Below are 22094 nucleotides of genomic sequence, written 5' to 3'. Positions count from 1 at the left end.
GGCCTGGCGACCGGAGCACGCGGCTCAGCCGACCGATTCGCGCACGCTCTCCGCCAGGCTCCGCAGCTCGCCGCGGAGCCAGTTCCCGGCTGCCCGGAACAGCCCGGGCCCCAGCGACACCCGGCTCACGCCGAGCTCGGCGAGCGTCGACAGCGCGGGGCCGTCCGGTTTGTGCAGGACGTTGACCGGACCGTCGAGTCCCGCGACCAGCCTGCCGATGGTCTCGGGATCGCCGGCCATGATGGGGAAGACGCAGTCGGCACCGGCGGCCAGGTAGGCCCGGCCGCGTTCGAGGGCTTCGCCGACCAGTTCGGGACCCGGGCGGGAATCGCCGGTGAGCGCGGCCCGGAGGAAGACGTCAACTCGCGCGTTGATCACCAGCGGGACGCCGGCCTCGTCGGCGGCCGCGCGAACCTCGGTCAGCCGCTCCGCGTGGGAGCCGGGCTCGGCCAGCCCGCCGGTGCGGTGGTCGGTGTCCTCCAGGTTGCACCCCGCCGCGCCCGCGGACAGCAGCCGGGCGACCAGCTCCGGCGCGGGCAGGCCGTAGCCGGACTCGCAATCCACCGTCACGGGGACCGAAACCGCCCGTGAGACGCGTCGCGCGGCCGCGAGCATCTCCGCGGGCGGCGCGGTCTCGCCGTCGTCGAAGCCCAGCGACTCGGCCACCGCGTGGCTGGTGGTCGCCACCGCGGGGAACCCCGCCTCCTCGACCAGCCTCGCGGTGACGGCGTCCCAGGCGTTGGGCAGGACCAGCGGGCGCTTCGGGACGTGCAGGTCGCGGAGGACGGCGGCGTCCGCGGCGAGCTTCTGGCGGGCGTCGTCTGTGAGCGGTGTTGGAACGTGCTGCTCGACCGGCATGATCGCGAGTATAGGGAGGCCGCCCGACCGCGACGGCCCTGCTCCACGCCGCGCACGCTGGTGCTACTCGTGCTGGTGGACCGTTCCGGTGAACGTGGCCGGTGGTGACGCGGTTCACGACGCGCAGGTGAGCGCGCTCCTGCCGCGGTCGTCCAACGCGGTGGCCGCGTGCGCCATCGAGGAGAGCGTCGCGTGCCGATGCCAGCCGTCGAAGGACTGACCGGCGAAGTCCATGATGCCGACCTGCTCGGTGATGTCGGTGAAGTCCGACTCCGCCCGGCGCAGCAGCCGGCTCAACCGCAGCAGTTCCGAGGGCACCACGTCGACGAGGTCGGTCAGCCACAGCTCGGCCGCCCAGGGGGCGCCGACCTCGCCGACGGCCAGCAGCAGGAGGTCGTCGCGCTGGAAGCGCCCCGCGCCACCGGGCATCCTGACCCGCACACCGGCGGCCAGCGTGGTGCCCGCGGCGGGCCGGCGCCTGGCCTTCGCCGCGTTGGCGATCTGCTGGGCCGAACGCGGCTCCACGCCGCGCAGTGCCGCGGTCGGGTCGGTCACCACCAGCGGGAGCGACCCGGCGATCCGGGTCAGCGACGGCGTTCCGGTCATCTGCAACGCCCGCGTCATGGCGAACGGGTCGGTGTCGCGCCCGTCGGAGACCACCGGCAGCCTGGGGAGTCCGCCGCGGGACATCGCGGTCAGGTAGGCCGCGATGGTGCAGTCGCCGAGCGTCTCCGGCTCGATCTCCCGCGGGATCGCCGCACGCGCACGCCGGGCGGCGTCGAGGAGCCACCGCTCGGAGAGGTGCAGCCGCCATTCCACGGGATCGCACCGGGCGTCGGAGGCGGCCCAGACGCCCACCGCCTGCTGGGCGTTGAGCACCCGGCCCGCGCTGGGGAAGAACCGCCGTTCGACGCCGACCGAATGGCGTCCGGTCTTGGGGATCACCACCGGTCGCACCACCCACGCCTGCGGCGGCCGGGTGCGGACCACGTGGCGGGCCAGGGCGTGGCGCACCGGCGCCCAGTCCCACGTCGAGCTGCTGACGAAGTGGTGCAGCCCCTGTTCGGACGCGGCGCCACCGGTCGCCGCCGCGATGTTGCGGATCGACTTGCGGCCCGACGCCGAGAGCAGCCCGCGCACGTACTGGACGCCCTTGCTGCGCTGGTCGCTGCGCGGCAGCGGCGCGAACAGGGAGTCGCAGAGTTCGGTGAGCACCGCCTCCCGCGGCATCGGGGACGCGGACCTCGGCAGCGGGGCACCCATGTGCGGCATCGGGTTCCAATCGGTCGATCCAGTACCGGGTCGGTCGTCACCGGCGGCGCCGATGTGACCGGGCCGCCGCGGCCGAGCGCGGTCGCGGCCGTGGTGCGGGCGCGGCCAGGCTCGGTGGTGCCGCCGACTCCGCACAAGGTAGGTGGGCACGCGCGGCCGGTACGCGGATTGACAACTAGTTGCCGGAGTCGGGAGCGGCGCGTTCGGAACGAGCGGCGCCCGGGCCGGTATCTGCCAAAGAGCCCGGTGCCGCGACAGGTTCGCCGGTTCCGGCGCGGGCGGACGGAACACCGCCGCTGGAACGTCTGTCCACTTTCGAGGAGTCGGGAGCGCGAGACCGGCTTGACCGTGGAGAAGGGCCGGCGATGCCGGGAAAGGGAGTGGCTCCCCGCCACTCTCAACGTATAGCGCACCGGGGGGCTTGCGGCAAGACCCCGGGTATGCCGCAGAATCGCCAGCCGAAGCCAGGACCTGCGAAAACGGGAGTCGCGCAGGGCGTGTGCGGCCGGTCTGGGAACTGACGGCGGGAAACACGCGCGAATGTCCGGCCGGGGAAAGCACCGGACGTGGACAACGACGAAGATCGGCAACAAGCCGCGGTGAGGGGCACGTGTCAACCCAGGAGTACGAAGGCGAATTGCGGTCCGAGCGCGGCTACGTGGCCGGGCTCTACGCGCGGCTCGACGCCGAGCGGGCGCGGGTGAAGGGTGCGTACGACGCGGCGTTGCGGGGGGACGGTGCGACACCCGTGGAACGGGACGTCGAGGTGCGCGCCCTGGCCAGAGAGGCGAAGCGGCTGGACGTGGCGGACAACGGGCTGTGCTTCGGCCGGTTGGACACCCTCTCGGACGAACGGCGATACATCGGCCGGATCGGCCTCTTCGACGAGGAGAACGAGTACGAAGCGGTGCTGCTGGACTGGCGGGCGCCGGCGGCGCGCGCGTTCTACGTCGCCACCGCCGTATCCCCGGAGGACATGCGCCGGCGCCGGCAGTTCCACACCCGCGGGCGGCAGGTGGTCGACTTCACCGACGAGGTGTTCGGCCTGCCCGGCGGTGCCGACCGGGGGGACGCGGCCCTGCTCGCGGCGGTCAACGCGCCGCGCGGTGAGGGGATGCGCGACATCGTGGCGACGATCCAGGCCGAGCAGGACCGGATCATCCGGCTCGACCACCCCGGGGTGCTGGTGATCGAGGGCGGTCCCGGCACCGGCAAGACCGTGGTGGCGCTGCACCGCGTCGCGTACCTGCTCTACACCCAGCGGGAGCGGATGCAACGCCACGGCGTGCTCGTGGTCGGTCCCAACCCGGCGTTGCTGAACCACATAAGCCGCGTCCTGCCGTCGCTGGGTGAGTCCGACGTGGTGTTCATGACGACCGGCGATTTCGTGCCAGGTCTGCGCGTCACCGCCGACGACACCCCGGAAGCCGCGCGGCTCAAGGGCTCCCTGAAGATCCTGGACGTGCTCGCGGCGGCGATCGCGGACCGGCAGCGGCTGCCGGAGCAGCCGGTGCCGATCGAGCTGGGCGACGTCACGGTGCGGATCGACGCCGAGACCGCGGAGTGGGCCAGGGAGGAGGCGCGCTCGAGCGGGCTGCCGCACAACGAGGCCCGTGCGGTGTTCACCGAGATCGTCACGTACGTGCTCACCGAACGGGCGATCGGCCGGATCGGCCGGGGCTGGCTGTCCCGGTCGGACCGCGAAGCGTGGGAGCGGATGCGGTCGGACCTTCTCGCGGAGCTGGCGGAAAACGACACGTTCACCGCCGCGCTCGACGAGCTCTGGCCGATGCTGACGCCGGAGGCGCTGCTGGCGTCGCTGTACACGTCGCCGGAACGGCTGCGGGCGGCAGGCGCCGACGAGGCGCTGTGGCGCGCCGACGGTGACGCCTGGACGGTGCCGGACGTCCCGTTGCTCGACGAGCTGGTCGACCTGCTGGGCCGCGACAAGGCGGCTGAGAAGTCCGCCGAGCAGGCCGCCGAGCGGCAGCGGGAGGCCGAGGCCGAGTACGCCGCAGGCGTGATGGACATCCTCGTCGCCCGCCAGGACTCGATGGACGACGAGGACCACCTGTTCGCCACGGACCTGCTCCACGCCGAGGACCTCGCGGACCGCTTCGTCGAGCAGGACACCCGCGAGCTCGCCGAGCGGGCCGCAGCGGACCGGGACTGGACCTACCGGCACGTCGTGGTCGACGAGGCCCAGGAACTGTCCGAAATGGACTGGCGGGTGCTCGTGCGGCGCTGTCCGAACCGGTCCTTCACGGTGGTGGGCGACCTCGCGCAACGCCGGTCGGTGGCCGGAGCGACGGCGTGGGGCGCGATGCTGGAGCCGTACGTGCCCGGCCGCTGGGTCTACCGGTCGCTGTCGGTGAACTACCGCACTCCGGCGGAGATCATGACCGTCGCCGCCGCGCTGCTCGCCGAGTTCGCCCCCGGGGTGCAGCCACCGGAGTCGGTCCGCGCGTGCGGGGTCCGGCCGTGGTCCAGGCAGGTCACCGAGGACGACCTGCCCGCGGCCATCGAGGAGTTCGTGCGGGACGAAGCCGGTCGCGAAGGCACCAGCGTCGTGATCGGGCCACCGGGTGTGCCGGGCGCCGTGGCGGCGTCGGAGACGAAGGGGCTGGAGTTCGACGCCGTCCTGGTCGTGGAACCGGAGCGGATCCTCGCCGACGGCCCGCGTGGCGCGGCCGAGCTCTACGTCGCCCTCACCCGCGCCACCCAACGGCTCGGCGTCCTGCACCAGGGTCCGTTGCCGCGGGCCCTGGCGGGACTCGCCGAAACCGGGACACCCGCCCGGACCGGGGACCGAAGGTAGTCGTAGTGGAGGCAGGGGTGTGGGCGGGACCCCACCCCGTGTCCTCAGTCGGCGGTCGGCGCCGCCCGAGGTGATGCGGTGTCGCCGCTCCACCCGTGCCGCGCCTCGATCTCCTCCAGGGCGAGCCCTTCGGTCTTCGGGCCGAAGAGGGTCCCGATGAGCCCGGAGACCACGAGGAAACCGGCGAGGATGAGCGCCAGGTTGTGGAACCCGGTGGCGCTGACGGCCGGTACGAACAGGCTCCAGAAGCCCAGGCCGATGCGCACGACGGCGAACATGAGTCCCTGCGCGGTGCTGCGCAGCCTGGTGGGGAACAGCTCGCCCGACCAGAGCTGGAAGAAGTGCTGCGCGCCGAACCCGCCGCCGATGCCGATGGCGACCATGTAGCCGAGCGCCACCGACGAGCTCAGCGGGAGGAAGGCGAGCAGCAGCACGCCGGCCAGCTGCACCAGGCTCGACACCGCGAACATCACCCGCCGGTTCACGCGGTCGTTGAGCGGCATGAACACCAGCGCGGTGAACGCGGCCACCAGCAGGAAGTAGAGGCACTGCAGACCGACGCTCGCAGCCTCGCTCTGGTCGCCGATCGCCTCGAGCAGGTACGGGGTGTAGAAGCCGTTGGTGCCTGCGAAGAGGTTCCAGACGCCGTACATGCCGGTGAGCACCAGCACCGCGGTCAGCCCGCGACCGGACAGCAGCAGGCGCAGCGCCCGCAGGGGATGCGAAGTGCCTGCCGTGGCGCGGGATTCGCGCTCCCACCGGGCCGATTCGCCGACACCGTGGCGCATCCACCACGTCACCAGCGCGACGACGAACAGGTGCGCGAACAGCAGCCGGACGCCCAGCATCCCCAGCGGTTGCAGGAGGAGACCGAGCAGCAACGTCACGACCGGACCCAGCGACCACAGCACCTGGGCCAGCCCGCCGAGCCTGCCGCGTCGCCGGGCGGGCGAGAACTCGGTGATCAGGCTCCACGACGCCGGGATGTCGGCACCCACGGCCAGGCCGACCAGGACGTAGCCGGTGAAGACCATCCAGACGTCGGCGGCGAAGACGATGAGCAGGGTGCCGAACATGTACAGCAGCAGGTCGTAGGCATAGATCTTCTTGCGCCCGTATCGGTCGCAGACGTATCCGCCGACCAGTGCGCCGATGCCTGCGGAGATCGCGTTGGGGCTCAACGCTCCCAGCAGGCCGATGGTGCTGTCGGAGAGCCCGTAGTGCGACACCCAGGAGCCGAGAGCGACGGAGCCGGCCACGATCGACCCGGCGTCGATGTAGCCGGCCATCGCGGCCACGAACGACCACTTCCACTGCTGCGCGGGTGGCGCGGTCTGGTCCGGATGGACGGCGTTGTCGGACGATCCGGTCATGCGTTGTCCTTCGCTCGGGTACCGGCGGGGGAGCGGCTCCGGTCGCGGCGGTGGCGCCGCCGCGGTGGGTCTACCACCGAAGACGGTATCGCCACACCTGTGAAACGATTTATAGCTTTGGGAAGGTAGGCATGCTTGCGCGGGTCGTCAACCCGTTCGAGGCTCGTTTTCGGTCGAATATGGCGCGGAAAAGCGTTCGATGTAGCGGTGTCGTGGGCTGTATGGGTGGCAGGGTCTTCGCATTCGGGCGTATGCCGGCCTTCGTGTTGACGCTCGCATCGCCGCAGCGTTAGCCTGCTCCGGATTAAACGTTTTAAAGTTCGTTCGCCGTCCGCCCATCGAGTCGTCAGAGGCGCCGGTGCGGCCGTCGGCGGTCCTGGGAAAGCGTTGTCTGGAGCCAGCACGAATGTCCGCATCTCCCGCCGTGAAGGCGGCGTTGAAGTCGCAGAGGATCGAGACGCCGTCGTGGGCCTACGGGAACTCCGGTACCAGGTTCAAGGTATTCGCGCAGGAAGGCGTGCCGCGCGACGCGTTCGAGAAGATCGAGGACGCCGCCCAGGTGCACGCCCGCACCGGAGTCGCCCCGAGCGTCGCGCTGCACATCCCGTGGGACCGCGTCGACGACTACGCCGAGTTGCGTGCGTACGCGGGTGAGCTCGGGATCGAGCTCGGTGCGATCAACCCGAACGTCTTCCAGGAGGACGACTACCGGCTCGGCAGCGTGTGCAACCCGGACCCGGCGGTGCGGGCGAAGGCCTTGGCGCACCTGCTCGAGTGCGTCGAGATCATGGAGGAGACCGGGTCTCGCACCTTGAGCCTGTGGTTCGCCGACGGGTTGAACTACCCGGGCCAGGACTCGATTCCCGCGCGGCAGGACCGGCTGGCCGAGGCGCTGGTGGCTGTGCGCGACCGGCTCGGCCCCGGGCGGCGGATGTTGCTGGAGTACAAGTTCTTCGAGCCCGCCTTCTACGCCACCGACGTGCCCGACTGGGGCACCGCCTACGCGCACTGCGTGGAACTCGGTGACGGCGCACAGGTCCTGGTCGACACCGGGCACCACGCCCCGGGCACCAACATCGAGTTCATCGTGGCGCTGCTGCTGAGCCGGGGGAAGCTCGGCGGGTTCCACTTCAACAGCCGCTTCTACGCCGACGACGACCTGATGGCAGGTGCCGCCGACCCGTTCCAGCTCTTCCGGATCACGCACGAGATCGTGCGGGCCGGCGCGCTGGAGGACGCCGGTGTCGCGTTCATGCTCGACCAGTGCCACAACATCGAGCCGAAGGTCCCGGCGATGATCCGCTCGGTGCTCAACGTGCAGGAAGCGACCGCCAAGGCGTTGCTGGTCGACGCCGACGCCCTGTCGCGGGCACAGCGCGAGGGTGACGTGCTCACCGCCAACGCGGTGCTGATGGACGCCTACAACACCGACGTGCGCCCACTGCTGGCCGAGATCCGCGCCGACATGGGCCTCGACCCGGACCCGGTGGCGGCTTACCACCGCAGCGGTTACGGCAAGCGGATCGCCGCCGAGCGGGTCGGCGGGGCGCAGGCGGGATGGGGCGCGTGAACGAGGGAACCGAGCGCGATGGCCGGGAACCGGCGGCGCGTGGAAAGGCGGACATGACTGCAACCCCGGACGTCACAACCGAAAACCCCGAGGTCGCGAGCCTTCTCGGGCGCGCCCACCGGTTGGGCGCGGACCGCAGGAACACCAACTACGCCGGTGGCAACGTCTCGGCCAAGGGTGCGGTCGCGGACCCGGTGACGGGTGAGCAGGAGACCGTGATGTGGGTCAAGGGCTCCGGCGGTGATCTCTCCACCCTCACCGAGGACGGGCTGTCGGTGCTGCGCGTGGAGCGCCTGCGTGCGCTCGCGGATGTCTATCCGGGCGTGGAGCGCGAGGACGAGATGGTCGGCCTGCTCGACCACTGCCTGCACGGCAAGGGCGGCGCCGCGCCGTCCATCGACACCGCGATGCACGGCCTGGTCGAAGCCGAGCACGTCGACCACCTGCACCCCGACTCCGGCATCGCGCTGGCGACCGCCGTCGACGGCCCGGAGCTGACCCGGGAGTGCTTCGGCGACGCGGTGGTGTGGGTTCCCTGGCGGCGTCCGGGTTTCCAGCTGGGCACCGACATCGCCGAGGTGCGGCGCGCCCACCCGCACGCGGTCGGTGTCATCCTCGGCGGGCACGGGATCACCGCGTGGGGAGCGACCAGCGAGGAGTGCGAGCGCAACTCGCTGTGGATCATCCGCACCGCGCAGCGGTTCCTGAGCGAACGCGGCGGAGCGGAGCCGTTCGGGCCGGTCGTGGATGAGTACCGGGCGCTGCCCGCGGCGCAACGGCACTCGCGCGCGGCCGAGCTGGCGCCGGTGATCCGCGGCCTGGCCTCCACCGACCGCCGCCAGGTCGGCGACTACTGCGACGACGAGCAGGTGCTGGACTTCCTCTCCCGCGGCGAGCACCGCAGGCTGGCCGCCCTCGGCACGTCGTGTCCGGACCACTTCCTGCGCACCAAGATCCGCCCCCTGGTGCTCGACCTGCTCCCCGCGACACCGCTCGACGAGGTCGTCGAGAGGTTGAAGGAACTGCACGCGGACTACCGCCGGGAGTACCGGGCGTACTACGAGCGCTACGCCACCGACGACACACCGGCGATGCGCGGAGCGGACCCGGCGATCGTGCTGGTCCCGGGCGTCGGCATGTTCTCCTTCGGTACCGACCACCAGACCGCGCGCGTGGCGGGGGAGTTCTACCGCAACGCCATCGAGGTGATGCGCGGCGCGGAGGCGGTGTCGCGCTACCGGCCGATCGACGAGGCCGAGAAGTTCCGCATCGAGTACTGGGCGCTGGAGGAGGCCAAGCTCCGGCGCCGCCCACGGCCCCGGCCGCTGACGGGCCGGATCGCGCTGGTCACCGGCGCGGGCTCGGGCATCGGGAAGGCGACCGCCGGGCGCCTGGCGGCCGAGGGCGCCTGCGTCGTGCTGGCCGACATCGACGCCGAGTCGGCGGCAGCGGCGGCGGCCGAGCTCGGCGGGCCCGGCCGCGCGGTGCCGGTGCGCGCCGACGTCACCGACCAGGACGAGGTCGCCGAGGCCTTCGCCGTGGCGGCGCGGACCTTCGGCGGTGTGGACCTGGTGGTCAACAACGCCGGGCTCTCGCTGTCCAAACCGCTGCTGGAGACCACCGTCGCGGACTGGGACCGCCAGCACGACGTGATGGCCCGGGGTTCCTTCCTGGTCGCCCGGGAGGCCGCGCGGATGCTCATCGCGCAGGGCGTCGGCGGCGACATCGTCTACATCGCCAGCAAGAACGGCGTCTTCGCCGGCCCGAACAACCTCGCCTACAGTGCGGCGAAGGCGAACCAGGCGCACCAGGTGCGGCTGCTGGCGGCCGAGCTCGGCGCGCACGGCATCAGGGTCAACGGCATCAACCCCGACGGCGTCGTGCGCGGGTCGGGCATCTTCGGCGGCGGGTGGGGCGCCCAGCGAGCGGCGCTGTACGGGGTCGAGGAGGAGAAGCTGGGCGAGTTCTACGCGCAGCGGACGCTGCTGAAGCGCGAAGTCCTGCCCGAACACGTCGCCAACGCCGTTTTCGCGCTGGTCGCGGGCGACCTGTCGCACACGACCGGAACGCACGTGCCGGTGGACGCCGGCGTTCCCGCGGCGTTCCTGCGCTGACGCGCGGAAGGGCTCGTTGTGGAGCGGACTTTCGCGGCGGTGGACCTCGGCGCCTCCAGCGGCCGCGTGATCGTCGGCCGTTTCGGGGCCGGGGAGCTCGATCTGCACGAGGTGCACAGGTTCGCCAACAACCCGGTCCGGCTGGCCGACGGTCTGCACTGGGACGTGCTGGGCCTGTACCGCGAAGTGCTCGGCGGGCTGCGCCTCGCGCAGCCGCACGCACTCGCATCGGTGGGCATCGACGGCTGGGCGGTCGACTTCGGCCTGCTCGACGGTGACGGCGTGCTGCTCGGCAACCCGTACCACTACCGGGACGAGCGCGGGGTGCGCGGCGCCGAGGCGGTGCGGGCGCGCGTCGACGACGCCGAGCACTACCGGATCTGCGGACTGCAACGCCTGCCGATCAACACCGTCTACCAGCTCGCGGCCGCCGCGCGCAGCGCCCACTGGGACCGCGCCGAGACGCTACTGCTGGTACCGGACCTGCTGGTCTACTGGCTCACCGGTGAGGTCGGGGCCGAGATCACCAACGCCTCAACGACCGGCCTGTTCGACGCCACCAGCCGGTCGTGGTCGCGGCCGCTGCTGGACCGGCTCGGCCTGCCGTCCCGGCTGTTCCCCGCGCTGCGCGCGCCGGGAGAACCGGCGGGACACGTGCGGGACGGGGTGGCGAGCGAGGCGGGCGTCGCCGGCGGACTGCCGGTGACCGTGGTGGCATCGCACGACACCGCCTCGGCCGTGGCGGCCGTACCGGCAAGCGCGGACCGGTTCGCCTACGTCTCCTGCGGAACCTGGTCGCCGGCGGGCCTGGAACTGGACGGGCCGGTGCTCACCGAGGAGTCCCGCGCGGCGAACTTCACCAACGAGCTCGGCGTCGACGGCACCGTCCGGTACCTGCGCAACACCATGGGGCTGTGGCTGCTGCACGAGTGCGTCCGCAGTTGGCGGCGCCAGGGCCGTGTCGTGGACGAGCCGCAACTGCTGGCGCAGGCCGCCGAGGCCGCCCCGTTCGCGGCATTGGTCGACGCGACCGCTCCCGCCTTGCTCGCGCCCGCCGACATGCCCTCGGCGATCGCCGAGCAGTGCGCGCGCACCGGACAGCGCCCACCCGCCGACCCGGCCGCGGTCACGCGGTGCGTGCTGGAAAGCCTCGCCATGGCCCACCGCGCCACCCTGCGCGAAGCGGCGCGGCTCAGCGGACGCGGCTTCGACGTCGTCCACCTCGTCGGCGGCGGCAGCCGGATCGAGCTGCTGTGCCAGCTCACCGCCGATGCCTGCGGCGTGCCGGTCGTCGCGGGTCCCACCGAGGCAACGGCGCTGGGCAACCTGCTCGTGCAGGCACGGGCGAGCGGAGCCGTCGCCGACCTGGCCGCCGGCAGGCGGCTGGTCGCCCGGACGCAGCGGCTCCGCCACTACCGCCCGCGCGGCGGCGAGAGCGAGTGGGCCTCCGCCGCGGCACGGGTAGGACTGGGATGAGGGTGCGAGCGGTGCCGGCGGGCGCACAGAATTCCGCCCGTCCGTGCCACATTGGAGCAGCATCGGTGAAGTTCACATCGCTGCGCACCTACCTGTCCCGCCGCGGTGGTGCTTCCTGCGGATCGACACCGACGAGGGCCTCACGGGCTGAGGAGAACCGGTGGTCGAGGGCCGGGCGCACACGGTGGCCGCGGCGGTCGACGAGCTCGCCGACTACCTGGTGGGCGAGGACCCGCTGCGCATCGAGGACCACTGGCAGTGGCTCACCAAGGCGGCTTCTACCGGGGCGGGCCGGTGCTCTCCGGCGCCGTCGCCGGGATCGACCTGGCGCTGTGGGACATCGCGGGCAAGGCGCTGGACGTGCCGGTCCACCAGCTGCTCGGCGGGCACGTCCGCGTCTACAGCTGGATCGGCGGCGACGAACCGTCGGACCTGGCCGAGTCGGCGCCGGAGCGCAAGGCAGCGGGGTTCACCGCGATTGGGACTTCAAACGCGTGCTGGACAAGGGGATCGCGGTCGTGCAGCCGGACCTCTCGCACGCCGGGGGTATCTCGGAGGGGCGGCGGATCGCGGCCATGGCAGAGGCCTACGACGTCTCGGTCGCACCGCACTGTCCGCTTGGGCCGATCGCCCTGGCGGCCGGCCTGCAACTCGGCTTCGCGACGCCGAACCTGCTGATCGAGGCGGAGCCCGGGCATCCACTCCAACCGCGGCTCGGACCTGCTGGACCACCTCGTCGACCGGTCGGTATTCCGCTACCAGGACGGCCACGTCGAGCGCCGGGCCTGGGCATCGAGGTCGACGAGAAGGCGGTCGAGCGCGCGGCGGAGGCCGGGCACCGCTGGCGCAACCCCGTCTGGCGCCACGACGGGTCGCCGACCGAGTGGTGAGGTCGTCGGGGAACCCGATGCGCCGTTGATCGGAGCCGCCGACAAAGATAAATTTCTTTCACATGTTGGGTCTGGTCTTCCGCAGTGCGGTCGTGGGTCTGGTCGCCGTGCTGGTCTCCTCGCTGAGCACGGCGCCCGCGAGCGCCGCGGGCTGGTCGCGGTCGTTCTACTGGGGCGTGGCGTCGTCCGGTTACCAGACCGAGGGATCGCCCCCGGACAGCAACTGGTCCAGGTACGTCGGCGCGGGTCGAGGCGAGGTCGATCCGTACGCCGACGCCGCCGACTTCCGCCACCGCTATCCCGAGGACATCCGGCTGGCCAGGGACATGGGCGTCAACACCTACCGGTTCGGGGTGGAATGGGCCCGGGTGCAACCGGCCCCCGGGGTCTGGGACGAGGCGGAGCTCGCGTACTACGACGACGTGGTGCGTCGGATCACCGACGCCGGGATGACGCCGATGATCACGCTCAACCACTGGGTCCACCCGGGCTGGGTGGCCGACCAGGGCGGCTGGACCGACGACCGGACGGTCGAGGACTGGCTCGCCTTCAGCGCAGCGATCGTGCAGCGCTACCGGGGAGCCGGAGCGCTGTGGGTGACCATCAACGAGCCGGTCATCTTCCTGCAGCGGGAGATGGAGATCGGCGCGCTCGACGTGTTCCGGCTGCCCCGGGCGCAGGCCAACGTGGTGCGGGCGCACCGGCGGGCCTACGACCTGGTCCACCGCATCGACCCGACCGGGAAGGTCACGAGCAACCAGGCCTTCCTGTCGGGCTTCAACGCCGTGACCGACCTGTGGTTCATGGACCAGGTGCGCGACAAGCTCGACTTCGTCGGCATCGACTACTACTACGGCCTCGCGCTGGGGAACCTCAGCGCGATCCACGCCGCCTGGGCGGACTTCTGGAAGGTGCGGTTGCAGCCCGAGGGCATCTACGACGCGCTGCGCTTCTACGCCGACCGCTATCCCGGCCTGCCGCTCTACGTCGTGGAGAACGGGATGCCGACCGACGACGCCAAGCCGCGCGAGGACGGCTACACCCGCGCGGCTGCCCTGCGCGACACGGTCTTCTGGGTGCAGCGGGCGAAGGCCGACGGAATCGACGTCATCGGCTACAACTACTGGAGCATCACCGACAACTACGAGTGGGGCAGCTACCGGCCGCGCTTCGGTCTGTACACAGTGGACGCGCTGGGTGATCCGGCGCTCACGCGCAGACCGACCGACGCCGTCGGCGCCTACCGGCAGGTGATCGCCGACGGCGGCGCCCCGGCCGGGCACGCGCTGGTCCAGCCGCCCGCGTTCTGCTCGCTCGTCGACCCGCTGACCAGTTGCCTGGCGCCCGCCGATCCGCGCGGCCCGCGCGTCCCGCTGGGCCGGTGAGCGCGGTCAGGCCGCGTCGTGGAAGACCAGGCCCAGGGTGTGCCTACGTCCGGAGCGCACCGCCGAGACGCCGTGGCGCACCGGGGCGGCCGACCAGCCACGCGACGAGCGCACCGGCCGGTCCCGGGTGGTGAACACCAGCCCGCGTCCGTGCGGGATCAGCGTCGCGGTGCCCCGGGACTGCGCGCGCGGACGCTGCTCGACCAGCAGGAACTCGCCGCCGGTGTGGTCGGCGCCGGGCTCGCTGAGGTTGACCACGACCTGCAGCGGGAAGACCTTCTCGCCGAAGAGGTCGCGGTGCAGCGCGTTCCACCCGCCCGCGTCGTAGCGCAGGAGGATCGGCGTCGGCTTGGACTGGCCCGCGCGGTGGCACTCGGCCAGCCATTCCTCCAGCGTGTCGGGCCACCGCGCATCGCGCCCGAGCCTGCTGTTCCAGTCGCGGGCGAGCGGTAGCAGGCGCCGGTACAGCGCGCTGCGGAGTTCGGCCACCGCCTGCGGGAAGGGTTCCCGGAAGTACCGGTACTCGCCCTTGCCGAAGCGGTGCCTGCCCATGTCGACGGTCGTGCGGAAGTTTTCGGGCTCGTCGTAGAGCCGGGCGATCTCGGCGGCTTCGCCCGCGGTGAGCAACTGGGGGAGCAGCGCGCACCCGTAGTCGTCGATCTCGGCGTACACCGCGTCCCAGTCCGCCTGGTCGACGCGGTCGGCGAATGCGGTCCGGTCGTTCATGCCGCTCCCTCAAGGTCCAGCAGCGCCCGCTTGGTCTCGGGTCCGCCGACGTAGCCGCCGAACGAGCCGTCGGAGCGGACGACCCGGTGGCAGGGGACCACGATCGGCAGCGGGTTGGTCGCGCACGCGGTGCCGACCGCGCGGACCGCCTTCGGGCTGCCCGAAGCGGCGGCCACCTGCGCGTAGCTCTCGGTGCGCCCGTAGCCGATCTCCGGCAGGTGCGCGAGCACCTGGCGGCGGAAGCCCTTCGACAGGCGCAGGTCCAGACGCAGGTCGAAATGCTTGCGGCTGCGCGCGAAGTACTCGTCGAGCTGCCTGGCGACGGCGTCGAGGCGGGCCGGTGCGTTGAGGATCCGCGGGCTCACGGCCGCGGCGAGCCCGGCGAGCACCCCGTCGTGGTCCTCGCTGGCGTAGGCGACGCGCACGAGCCCCGCCTCGGTGGCCGCCAGCAGCAGCCGCCCGACCGGGCTGTCGACCGTGCGGTAGCCGATGTCCAGGACGCCCTCCCGCTGCGCGGCCTCGACCAGGCGGGCGTGCAGGCGCGCGTGGGCGTCGTCGTCGTTCGGGGGCAGGGAAGCGAACAGTCGCTCGGCCCCGGGGTCCGGCGAGCTCGTCATCGGGTCCCTCCTTCGTCGCTGGTGGACAGCGGGTAGGTGGCGCGCAGGCGCCGGATGCCGTCGGCGGCGGCGCGGCGCGCGGCGTCGGTGCTGCCGCCGGTGATCGCGGCGATCTCCTTGTAGGGCAGGCCTGCCAGGTAGTGGTAGGCGACCGCGGCCCGCTGCTTGGCGGGCAGCTCCCGCAGCGCGGCCCACAGGTCGCCGTCCCACTGTTCGGGCCGCCCGGTCGCGGCCGGGCGTTCCGGCGGGGCCGCGACCGCGACCGGGCCGCGCGCCCGCGCCCTGGTCGCGTCGATGGCCTTGCGGTGCGCGATCGTGACCAGCCACGCCTCCACGTTGGCGTCGCCCGGCAGGTCCGGGTACGCCTTCAGCGCGGCCAGGAACGTCTCGGACCAGGCGTCCTCGGCGTCCACGGGCCCCAGCACCGCGCGGCACACCCGCAGTACCACCGGCCCGTACTCGGCGACGATCTGCTCGAAAGGTCTCATCGGCACACCAGGTAGACGCACGAGCCACCGCGAACGTGAGATCCGCGGCGCATCACCGCTGCCGGAGGTCGAGGAAGCGCTCCCGGGCCTGGTCCAGGTCGACGATCGGTGCCGGGTAGCCGAGCCTGCCGAGCTCGTCGTCACCGAGCCGCCAGGGGCGGTGGACGTCCCCGGCGCCGAGCCCGGCCAGCTCCGGCACCCAGCGCCGGACGTAGTCGCCGCCCGCGTCGTACCGGTCGGCCTGCCGGAGCGGGTTGAGGACCCGGTTCGGGCGGGTGTCGGTGCCGGTGCCCGCGACCCACTGCCAGTTCAGGCAGTTGTTGGCGATGTCGCCGTCGACGAGGTGGTCGAAGAAGTGCCAGGCGCCCGCGCGCCAGTCGAGGTAGAGCGACTTGGTCAGGAAGCTGCCGGTGATCAGCCGGGCCCGGTTGTGCATCCAGCCCAGCTCCAGCAGCTGGCGCATCCCCGCGTCGACGATCGGGACGCCGGTGCGGCCCTGCTTCCAGGCGCGCAGCGCGTCGGCGTCGCGGTGCCAGCGGTCGCCGCGCGGGCGGTAGTCCTCGTGCACCGCCTCGGGCCGGGCCGCGAGCACCTGGTGGTGGAAGTCCCGCCACGCCAGCTGCCGCACGAACGCCTCCGGTCCCTCGCCGCGGCCCGCGCGGTCGGCGAGCTCGCGCGCGGAGAGGCAGCCGAAGTGCAGGTACGGCGAGAGTTGGGAGGTCGCGTCGGCGGCCAGGTCGTCGTGTCGTTCGTGGTAAGCGCGCACCCCGCCGCCGAGCCAGCGGTCGGCGCGCCTGCGTCCCTCGGTCTCGCCACCGGGCCACGTCCCGTCCGCGGAGCCACCTGCCGGGCGCGGGCCGATCGAGAGCCGGGAGGGCAGTCGCAGCCGTCGCGGCTTCGCGGCCGGCGGGCGCTTGCCGGTCTCCAGCCAGCGGCGCAGGTACGGCGTGAACACGGTGAAGTGGTCCTTGTCCGCTCCGCCGGGCGTCACCCGGCCCGGAGCGAGCACTGTGACGACCTCGTCGTGGCAGCGCAGCTCGCGGCGCTGGGCGGACAGCGCCTCGGCCAGCCGCGCCTGCCTGCGCATCGCGTAGCCGCTGACGTCGGCGCAGATGTGGACCTCGGCCGCGTCGACCTCCTCGGCGATCCGGCACACCTCGTCGACGAGCGCTCCCCGGCGCAGCACCAGCCGCCCGCCGAGCCCGCGCAGGTTCTCGTCGAGGTCGGTCAGCGACTCGTCGAGGAACCGGGTCCGCCGGGGGCTCGCGAAGCGCGAGCGCTGGATGTCGTCGTCGAGGACGAACAAGGGGACGACGCGGTCGGCCTCGGCCGCGGCGGCCAGCATCGGGTTGTCGTGCACCCGCAGGTCGCGGGTGAACAGCGCGATCGCCGTGGTCATGGTGGTGCGCTCGCCTTCGCTCGTCGGTGCGTGTCCGCCACTGTGCGCCCGCCCGGCGCGGGCGGCATCGCGGGCACGCCTCGGCCGGACACGCCTCGGCAGGACGCGGCAGCGGCTCCCGGTGGCGGGTCGTCGCCGCTCACCCGCTCGGCTGGGCGCGGACGGCCGGGCCCGGCTAGCCTGCGCTGCCATGGGCTTGGTGCACTCCAGCATGATCGACGCGCCGGTCGACGAGGTGTTCGCCTGGCACGGACGTCCGGGGGCGATCACCCGGCTGACTCCGCCGTGGGGGCCCGCGCGCGTGGTGGCCGAGTCCGGTTCGCTGCGCGACGGGCAGGCGGTGCTGGCGTTGCCGGGCGGGATGAGGTGGGTGGCCCAGCACGATCCCGCGGCGTACGACCCGCCGCGCCGGTTCGTGGACGAACTCGCTTCGCCCTTGCTGCGTCCGGCGATCCGGTGGCGGCACACCCACGAGTTCTCCGAAGCGGGCGACGGCACGACGCGGCTCACCGACACCGTCGAGACGACCGTCCCGGCCCGCGCGCTGCGTCCGATGTTCGCCTACCGCCATCGCCAGCTCGCCGACGACCTGGCGGCGCACCGCTGGGCCCGCGAGCACCGGCCGGAGCCGCTGACCGTGGCGGTGTCCGGATCCTCCGGCGTGGTCGGCACGGCGCTGACCGCTCTGCTCACCACCGGCGGCCACCGCGTGGTGCGGCTGGTCCGCCGCACTCCTCGGGCGCAGGACGAGCGGTGGTGGGACCCCGAGGCGCCGGCCGGGGACCTGCTCGACGGCGTCGACGCGGTGGTGCACCTGGCGGGCGCGTCGATCGCCGGGCGCTTCACCGCCGAGCACAAGCGACGGATCCGCGAAAGCCGGGTGGGTCCGACCGCGCGGTTGTCAGAACTCGCCGCGCGCACGGGAACCGGGACGTTCGTGACCGCGTCGGCCATCGGCTGCTACGGGTTCGACCGCGGCGACGAGACGCTGACCGAGGAGAGTCCCCGCGGTGACGGCTTCCTCGCCGACGTGGTCGAGGACTGGGAGTCCGCCGCCGAACCCGCGCGAGCGGCGGGGGCCCGGGTGGTCCACGTCCGCACCGGTATCGTCCAGACCGCGGCGGGCGGAGTCCTGCGGCTGATGCACCCGCTGTTCGCCGCCGGGCTCGGCGGTCCGCTCGGCAGCGGCGAGCAGTGGACCTCCTGGATCGGCATCGACGACCTGCTCGACGTCTACTACCGCGCGCTCGTCGACGACCGGCTGCGCGGGCCGGTCAACGCGGTCGCGCCGAACCCGGTGCGCAACCGCGAGTACAGCCGCATCCTCGGCCGCGTGCTGCGCAGGCCCGCGCTGCTGCCCACGCCGTCGTTGGCGCCCCGCGCCGTCCTCGGCGAGGAGGGAGCGCGTGAGCTGGCGCTCGCCGGCCAGCGCGTCGTCCCCCTCCGGCTGCTGGCGGTGCGGCACCCGTTCCGCTTCCGCGACCTCGAACCGGCTCTGCGGCACGCCCTCGGGCGCACGGCTTCTTGACTTGAACTTATCGTCCAAAAGGGACAGTCGATCTGTTTTGATTCCCTGCAAAAGGAAGTGGGTAGTGCCGCAATTCGTCCACAGTGGAACGCTCTGGTTCCGCGATCGAGGCGGCATTCGCGTCGGGGCACCGGCAGCCGCAGGCCTCGCGGCAATCGCTCGCTTCCGCGCCGTCGCCGGTGATGCGGCGGTAGTATCGTCGCCGTGGCAGGCCAGGCGGAGGGACGGCAATGACGCCCCCGGACATCGCACTGTCGCGTGAAGACGGCGACGATCCGCCCTTCACCGAGATCAGGCGGCTGATCAGCGGCGGTGACGACGACGCCGCGGCGCGCCTGGCCGCCCAGGTGGCCGACGCGTCGGGGGACCCGCGCGTCGAGGGGCGCGCGCTCGTGCTGCGGCTGGGCTCGCTGTTCAACCTCGGCCGGGTGGCCGAGTGCCCGCCCCTGCTGGACCGCGCCTTCCAGGCGCTGGACGATGTGGGCGACCACGCGCTGCTGGGCGATCTGTACGCGTTGGCGGCGATCATCGCGGTGCAGGACTCCCTGGAGCGCTGCATCCGCCACCTCGCGCACAGCGCCCGGGAGCTGGAGCAGGTGGAGCGACCGCGCATCGAGGCCGTCAACGCCTGGCACAACCTCGCCGTCACCCAGTCCTACGTCGGGTTCCACGCGCAGGCGGTGGTCGCCGCGGAGCGGGCCTACGAGACCGGCCAGCTCATCGGGCTGGCGCCCGGTGACCACGCGCTGCCGGAGATCGCGGTGCGGTGGGCGGTGTCGAAGGACCACCAGGGCGACACCGAGGGATGTGTGCGGATGCTGCGCGGCGTGCTCGACACGTGGGGCAGGCGCACCGAACCGACCGCGATGTGGTGCGTGGAGCAGCACTACTACGGCTACGCGGCGGCACGGCTGCGCGTGCTCGGCGAGCCGGCGCACGCCGACCCCGCGCTGTTCGCAGCCGAGGCGACCGGGTGGGAGGCCGCCGACCTGCGCCTGCTGGTGAGCGCCTGCACCACCGTCGCCGACGGCAGGCCCAGGGACGCGATCGCGCTGCTGACCGACCGCGAGGTCCACCCCTACACGCTGGGCGCCGCCGAGATCTGCCGGGTGCGCGCCATCGCCTACCAGGCCGACGGCGACTTCCGCGCGGCCCTGGCCGCCGACCGGGAGGCGACCCGGCGTTCGTCGGCCGACGGCGAGGCGTTGCGCGAACGCCTGGTCGCCGGCGCCCGGGTGCAGCTCGACCACGAGGAGCTGACCCGCATCGTCGGCCAGTACGAGAGCGAGGCGCTGACCGATCCGCTGACCGCGCTGCCCAACCGCAGGCACCTGCACCGGCGGATCGCGGAGGCGGCCGACCGGCCCGCGCACGCCGCGGTGGGTGTGGTGGACCTGGACGGGTTCAAAGCGGTCAACACCGTCCACGGTCACCTTTCGGGTGATCTGGTGCTGCGCAGAGTCGCCGCGATCCTCGCGCGCACCGTTCGCCACGGCGACTTCGTCGCCCGTTACGGCGGTGACGAGTTCGTGGTGTTCCTCCCCGGAACCGACCTGGGTACCGCGCACGAGATCGGCGCGCGGATCGCCGCTGCGGTCGCGGCCGAGAACTGGGACGCTCTGGTGGTCGGTACACCGGTGACTGTCACCGTCGGGTGGGCGGCGCTGACCGATCACCGCGACCTGCTGTCGGCACTGGACACCGCGGACCGCGCCATGCTCGACCGCAAGAGCTGGGTGTCCTGACGCCCGTGCCCACGGGCGGCCGGCCCCCGGTGATGGGGCGGTTCCGCCGTGGCAGGCCACGGCCCTTCCGGGGGAGGGGATGTGGAGCTCGTCGTCGCGCTGGTGAGCCGGTTGCTGTCCTGGCTGCGCTGGTCGGTCGTGCCCGGCACCTGCCCGGGCGGCTGGACGTGGGCGACCGCCGCGTGCGGCGCGGTCTTCGCGTGCCTGCCGCTGGCCGGTGCGGTGGGCGTCGCGGTGGTCCGTAGGCGGACCGGGAACGCCTACTCGCTTCGCACCGTCGTCCCCTTCGCCGCGGTGGGCGTGGTCTTCGGGGCGGTGCTGCCGCTGGCGGCCTTCACCGCGGTCGCGCGGCTCTACGAGCAGGCCGCGGCGGGCACCGTGCCCGCCGGGCTCCGCAGCGCCGACGTCGCTTCAATGGGCAACTCCCACTGCGTCCTGCCGCCCGAGATCGACTACCTCGGTACGCCCACCGCGCTGCTCGACGAGGTCACCAACACCGCGGCCCCGCTGCGCCTGGCCGCCTACGGCGCGACGCTGGTGCTGCCGCTGCTGTCGTTGCTGGTGGTGCGGGTGCAGGCGGTGCTGGCGTTCCGGCGCGGGCCGCTGTGGCCCGCCCGCCTGCTGTGGCTGCCGTTCGCGGTGTTCGCCGTCCTCAGCACCTGGCTGAGCGCCAACACCGCGGCGCTGCTGTGGCTGGGCTTCCTGCCCGCCGCCCTGGTGGGCTGCGTGCTGGTCCGGCTGGTCGGCGAGCCCGGGTTGGGAGTCCTGCACCCGAAGCCGGAGCGGGAGCCACCGCCACGCGTGCCGCCGCCCGGACCGGCGCGGTCGAGGACCGCCGTCCAGCCGGCGACGGCCGCCGAACCGCGACCGATGGCCGCTGAACCGCCGACGGCGACTGAACCGCCGTTGATGGCCACGCAGCGCCACCCGCCCGCGGAGCCGCCGCCCGACGTGCCCGCCGGTGCCGGTGGACACCGCTTCCGGCGGATCCGGAGGCTCGGCCACGGCGGCTTCGGGTCGGTGTGGCTGGCCATGGACGACCAGCTGGGGCGGATGGTCGCGGTCAAGATCGCCAACACCGACGACGAGATGTCGGTGCAGCGGACGCTGCGCGAGGCCCGGGCGCTGGCGGCGGTGAACCACCCCAACTGCGTGCACGTCTACGACGTGGTCGACGACGAGACAGGTCTGGCCATCGTCATGGAGTACATCCGGGGCCAGGGGCTCTCGGAGCTGGTCACCACGGGCGGGCGGCTGACCGACGTCGCCGCCGCGCGGCTGTGGACGACCCTGGCGGGCGCGCTGGCCGCTGCGCACGAGCAGGGCGTGCTGCACCGCGACATCAAACCGTCCAACGTGATCGTCGACGGCTCGGGCGCACCGCACCTGATCGACTTCGGCATCGCGCGGGCGCAGGGCGACGTGACGCTGACCTCGCCGGGCACGATGGTCGGCACGCCCGACTACCTGGCTCCCGAGACCGCCATCGGCACCGCGGCCACCCCGGCCTCCGACGCCTGGCAGCTGGCCGCCACGGTCAGCTACGCCCTGACCGGCGAGCCGCCCAGGGGCAGGCGGGAGAGCCAGATGTCGTCGCTGATGGCCGCCGCGCACGCCGCGCCCTGCACCCGGCTGCCCGAACGCAGCGCGCACCGCGGCCTGCTCCTGGCGTCGCTGGGGGCCGACCCCGCGGCTCGTCCCGGCCTGGCGGTCGTGCAGGAGGAGCTCCAGCGGTGGCTGGCGCGCGGCCACCTCGCCGCGACCGGTCCGGTGACCGAGCAGGTGTCCAGGTAGCCCGGCACATCCAAGGCTTCAGAGCGGTTTCCGCGGCGGTG

16 protein-coding genes and 1 pseudogene are annotated in these 22094 nt (G+C 72.8%); 10 read left to right on the top strand and 7 right to left on the bottom strand.

Annotated features, from left to right (window positions below):
• Nucleotides 1-24: 24 nt before the first annotated feature.
• Nucleotides 25-858, bottom strand: coding sequence for an isocitrate lyase/PEP mutase family protein (locus SACE_RS19935; protein WP_009947046.1), 834 nt, complete (start codon nt 856-858; stop codon nt 25-27).
• Between the two features lie 114 nt (nt 859-972).
• Entirely contained in the window at nt 973-2130 is a 1158-nt protein-coding gene (locus SACE_RS19930; RefSeq protein WP_011874243.1) for an IS701 family transposase, read from the bottom strand.
• 610 nt (nt 2131-2740) lie between these two features.
• Here SACE_RS19930 and helR point away from each other — a divergent pair.
• Entirely contained in the window at nt 2741-4948 is a 2208-nt protein-coding gene (gene helR / locus SACE_RS19925) for an RNA polymerase recycling motor ATPase HelR (protein ID WP_029621652.1), read from the top strand.
• 44 nt (nt 4949-4992) lie between these two features.
• Here helR and SACE_RS19920 read toward each other — a convergent pair whose 3' ends face one another.
• Nucleotides 4993-6321, bottom strand: a complete 1329-nt coding sequence (locus SACE_RS19920) for an MFS transporter (RefSeq protein WP_009947049.1) — start codon at nt 6319-6321, stop codon at nt 4993-4995.
• A gap of 406 nt (nt 6322-6727) precedes the next feature.
• Between SACE_RS19920 and rhaI the strand changes: the two genes are divergently transcribed.
• The 6 genes and pseudogenes from rhaI (at nt 6728) to SACE_RS19895 (ending at nt 13756) form a co-directional block, all read left to right on the top strand.
• The gene (gene rhaI, locus SACE_RS19915) at nt 6728-7891 is read left to right on the top strand and encodes an L-rhamnose isomerase (RefSeq protein WP_029621653.1); all 1164 of its coding nucleotides are present in this window, start codon (nt 6728-6730) and stop codon (nt 7889-7891) included.
• Between the two features lie 53 nt (nt 7892-7944).
• Nucleotides 7945-10005, top strand: coding sequence for a bifunctional rhamnulose-1-phosphate aldolase/short-chain dehydrogenase (locus SACE_RS19910; RefSeq protein ID WP_029621655.1), 2061 nt, complete (start codon nt 7945-7947; stop codon nt 10003-10005).
• Between the two features lie 18 nt (nt 10006-10023).
• Complete coding sequence (locus SACE_RS19905; protein WP_009947052.1) at nt 10024-11481, top strand: rhamnulokinase; 1458 nt, start codon at nt 10024-10026, stop codon at nt 11479-11481.
• Between the two features lie 105 nt (nt 11482-11586).
• Nucleotides 11587-11817, top strand: a pseudogene (locus tag SACE_RS39950) (hypothetical protein); the annotation flags it as partial.
• 158 nt (nt 11818-11975) lie between these two features.
• Nucleotides 11976-12371: an enolase C-terminal domain-like protein gene (locus SACE_RS39355; RefSeq protein WP_009947054.1), complete on the top strand. Its 396-nt coding sequence runs from the start codon at nt 11976-11978 to the stop codon at nt 12369-12371.
• A 62-nt stretch (nt 12372-12433) separates the two neighbouring features.
• Entirely contained in the window at nt 12434-13756 is a 1323-nt protein-coding gene (locus SACE_RS19895; protein ID WP_009947056.1) for a glycoside hydrolase family 1 protein, read from the top strand.
• 6 nt (nt 13757-13762) lie between these two features.
• On the opposite strand, the gene SACE_RS19890 is transcribed toward SACE_RS19895, so the two are convergent.
• Genes SACE_RS19890 through SACE_RS19875 form a run of 4 tightly spaced genes read right to left on the bottom strand, consistent with a single transcriptional unit; the run spans nt 13763 to nt 16986 of the window.
• Nucleotides 13763-14482 (bottom strand): 2OG-Fe(II) oxygenase, encoded by a 720-nt coding sequence (locus SACE_RS19890; RefSeq protein ID WP_011874240.1) that lies wholly within the window; start codon nt 14480-14482, stop codon nt 13763-13765.
• Complete coding sequence (locus SACE_RS19885) at nt 14479-15099, bottom strand: methylated-DNA--[protein]-cysteine S-methyltransferase (RefSeq protein WP_009947059.1); 621 nt, start codon at nt 15097-15099, stop codon at nt 14479-14481. The genes SACE_RS19890 and SACE_RS19885 overlap by 4 nt, the downstream gene beginning before the upstream one ends.
• Nucleotides 15096-15587, bottom strand: a complete 492-nt coding sequence (locus SACE_RS19880) for an RNA polymerase sigma factor (protein ID WP_009947061.1) — start codon at nt 15585-15587, stop codon at nt 15096-15098. Before SACE_RS19880 ends, SACE_RS19885 begins: the two co-directional genes overlap by 4 nt.
• Nucleotides 15588-15639: 52 nt before the next feature.
• On the bottom strand, nt 15640-16986 hold the full coding sequence (locus tag SACE_RS19875; RefSeq protein WP_009947062.1) for a cryptochrome/photolyase family protein: 1347 nt from the start codon (nt 16984-16986) through the stop codon (nt 15640-15642).
• A 190-nt stretch (nt 16987-17176) separates the two neighbouring features.
• On the opposite strand from SACE_RS19875, the gene SACE_RS19870 reads away from it, so the two are divergent.
• From SACE_RS19870 to SACE_RS19860, 3 genes are all read left to right on the top strand, one after another.
• Nucleotides 17177-18514 (top strand): TIGR01777 family oxidoreductase, encoded by a 1338-nt coding sequence (locus tag SACE_RS19870; protein WP_009947063.1) that lies wholly within the window; start codon nt 17177-17179, stop codon nt 18512-18514.
• Nucleotides 18515-18744: 230 nt separating this feature from the next.
• Nucleotides 18745-20259: a GGDEF domain-containing protein gene (locus SACE_RS19865; RefSeq protein ID WP_009947064.1), complete on the top strand. Its 1515-nt coding sequence runs from the start codon at nt 18745-18747 to the stop codon at nt 20257-20259.
• 81 nt (nt 20260-20340) lie between these two features.
• Nucleotides 20341-22053 (top strand): serine/threonine-protein kinase, encoded by a 1713-nt coding sequence (locus SACE_RS19860; protein WP_009947065.1) that lies wholly within the window; start codon nt 20341-20343, stop codon nt 22051-22053.
• The last annotated feature ends 41 nt before the right edge of the window (nt 22054-22094 follow it).

The sequence above is a fragment of the Saccharopolyspora erythraea NRRL 2338 genome, assembly GCF_000062885.1.
Taxonomy (GTDB): domain Bacteria; phylum Actinomycetota; class Actinomycetes; order Mycobacteriales; family Pseudonocardiaceae; genus Saccharopolyspora_D; species Saccharopolyspora_D erythraea.
Note: the sequence above shows the minus strand (reverse complement) of the source record. Positions and strands in the feature narration are given on the sequence as shown.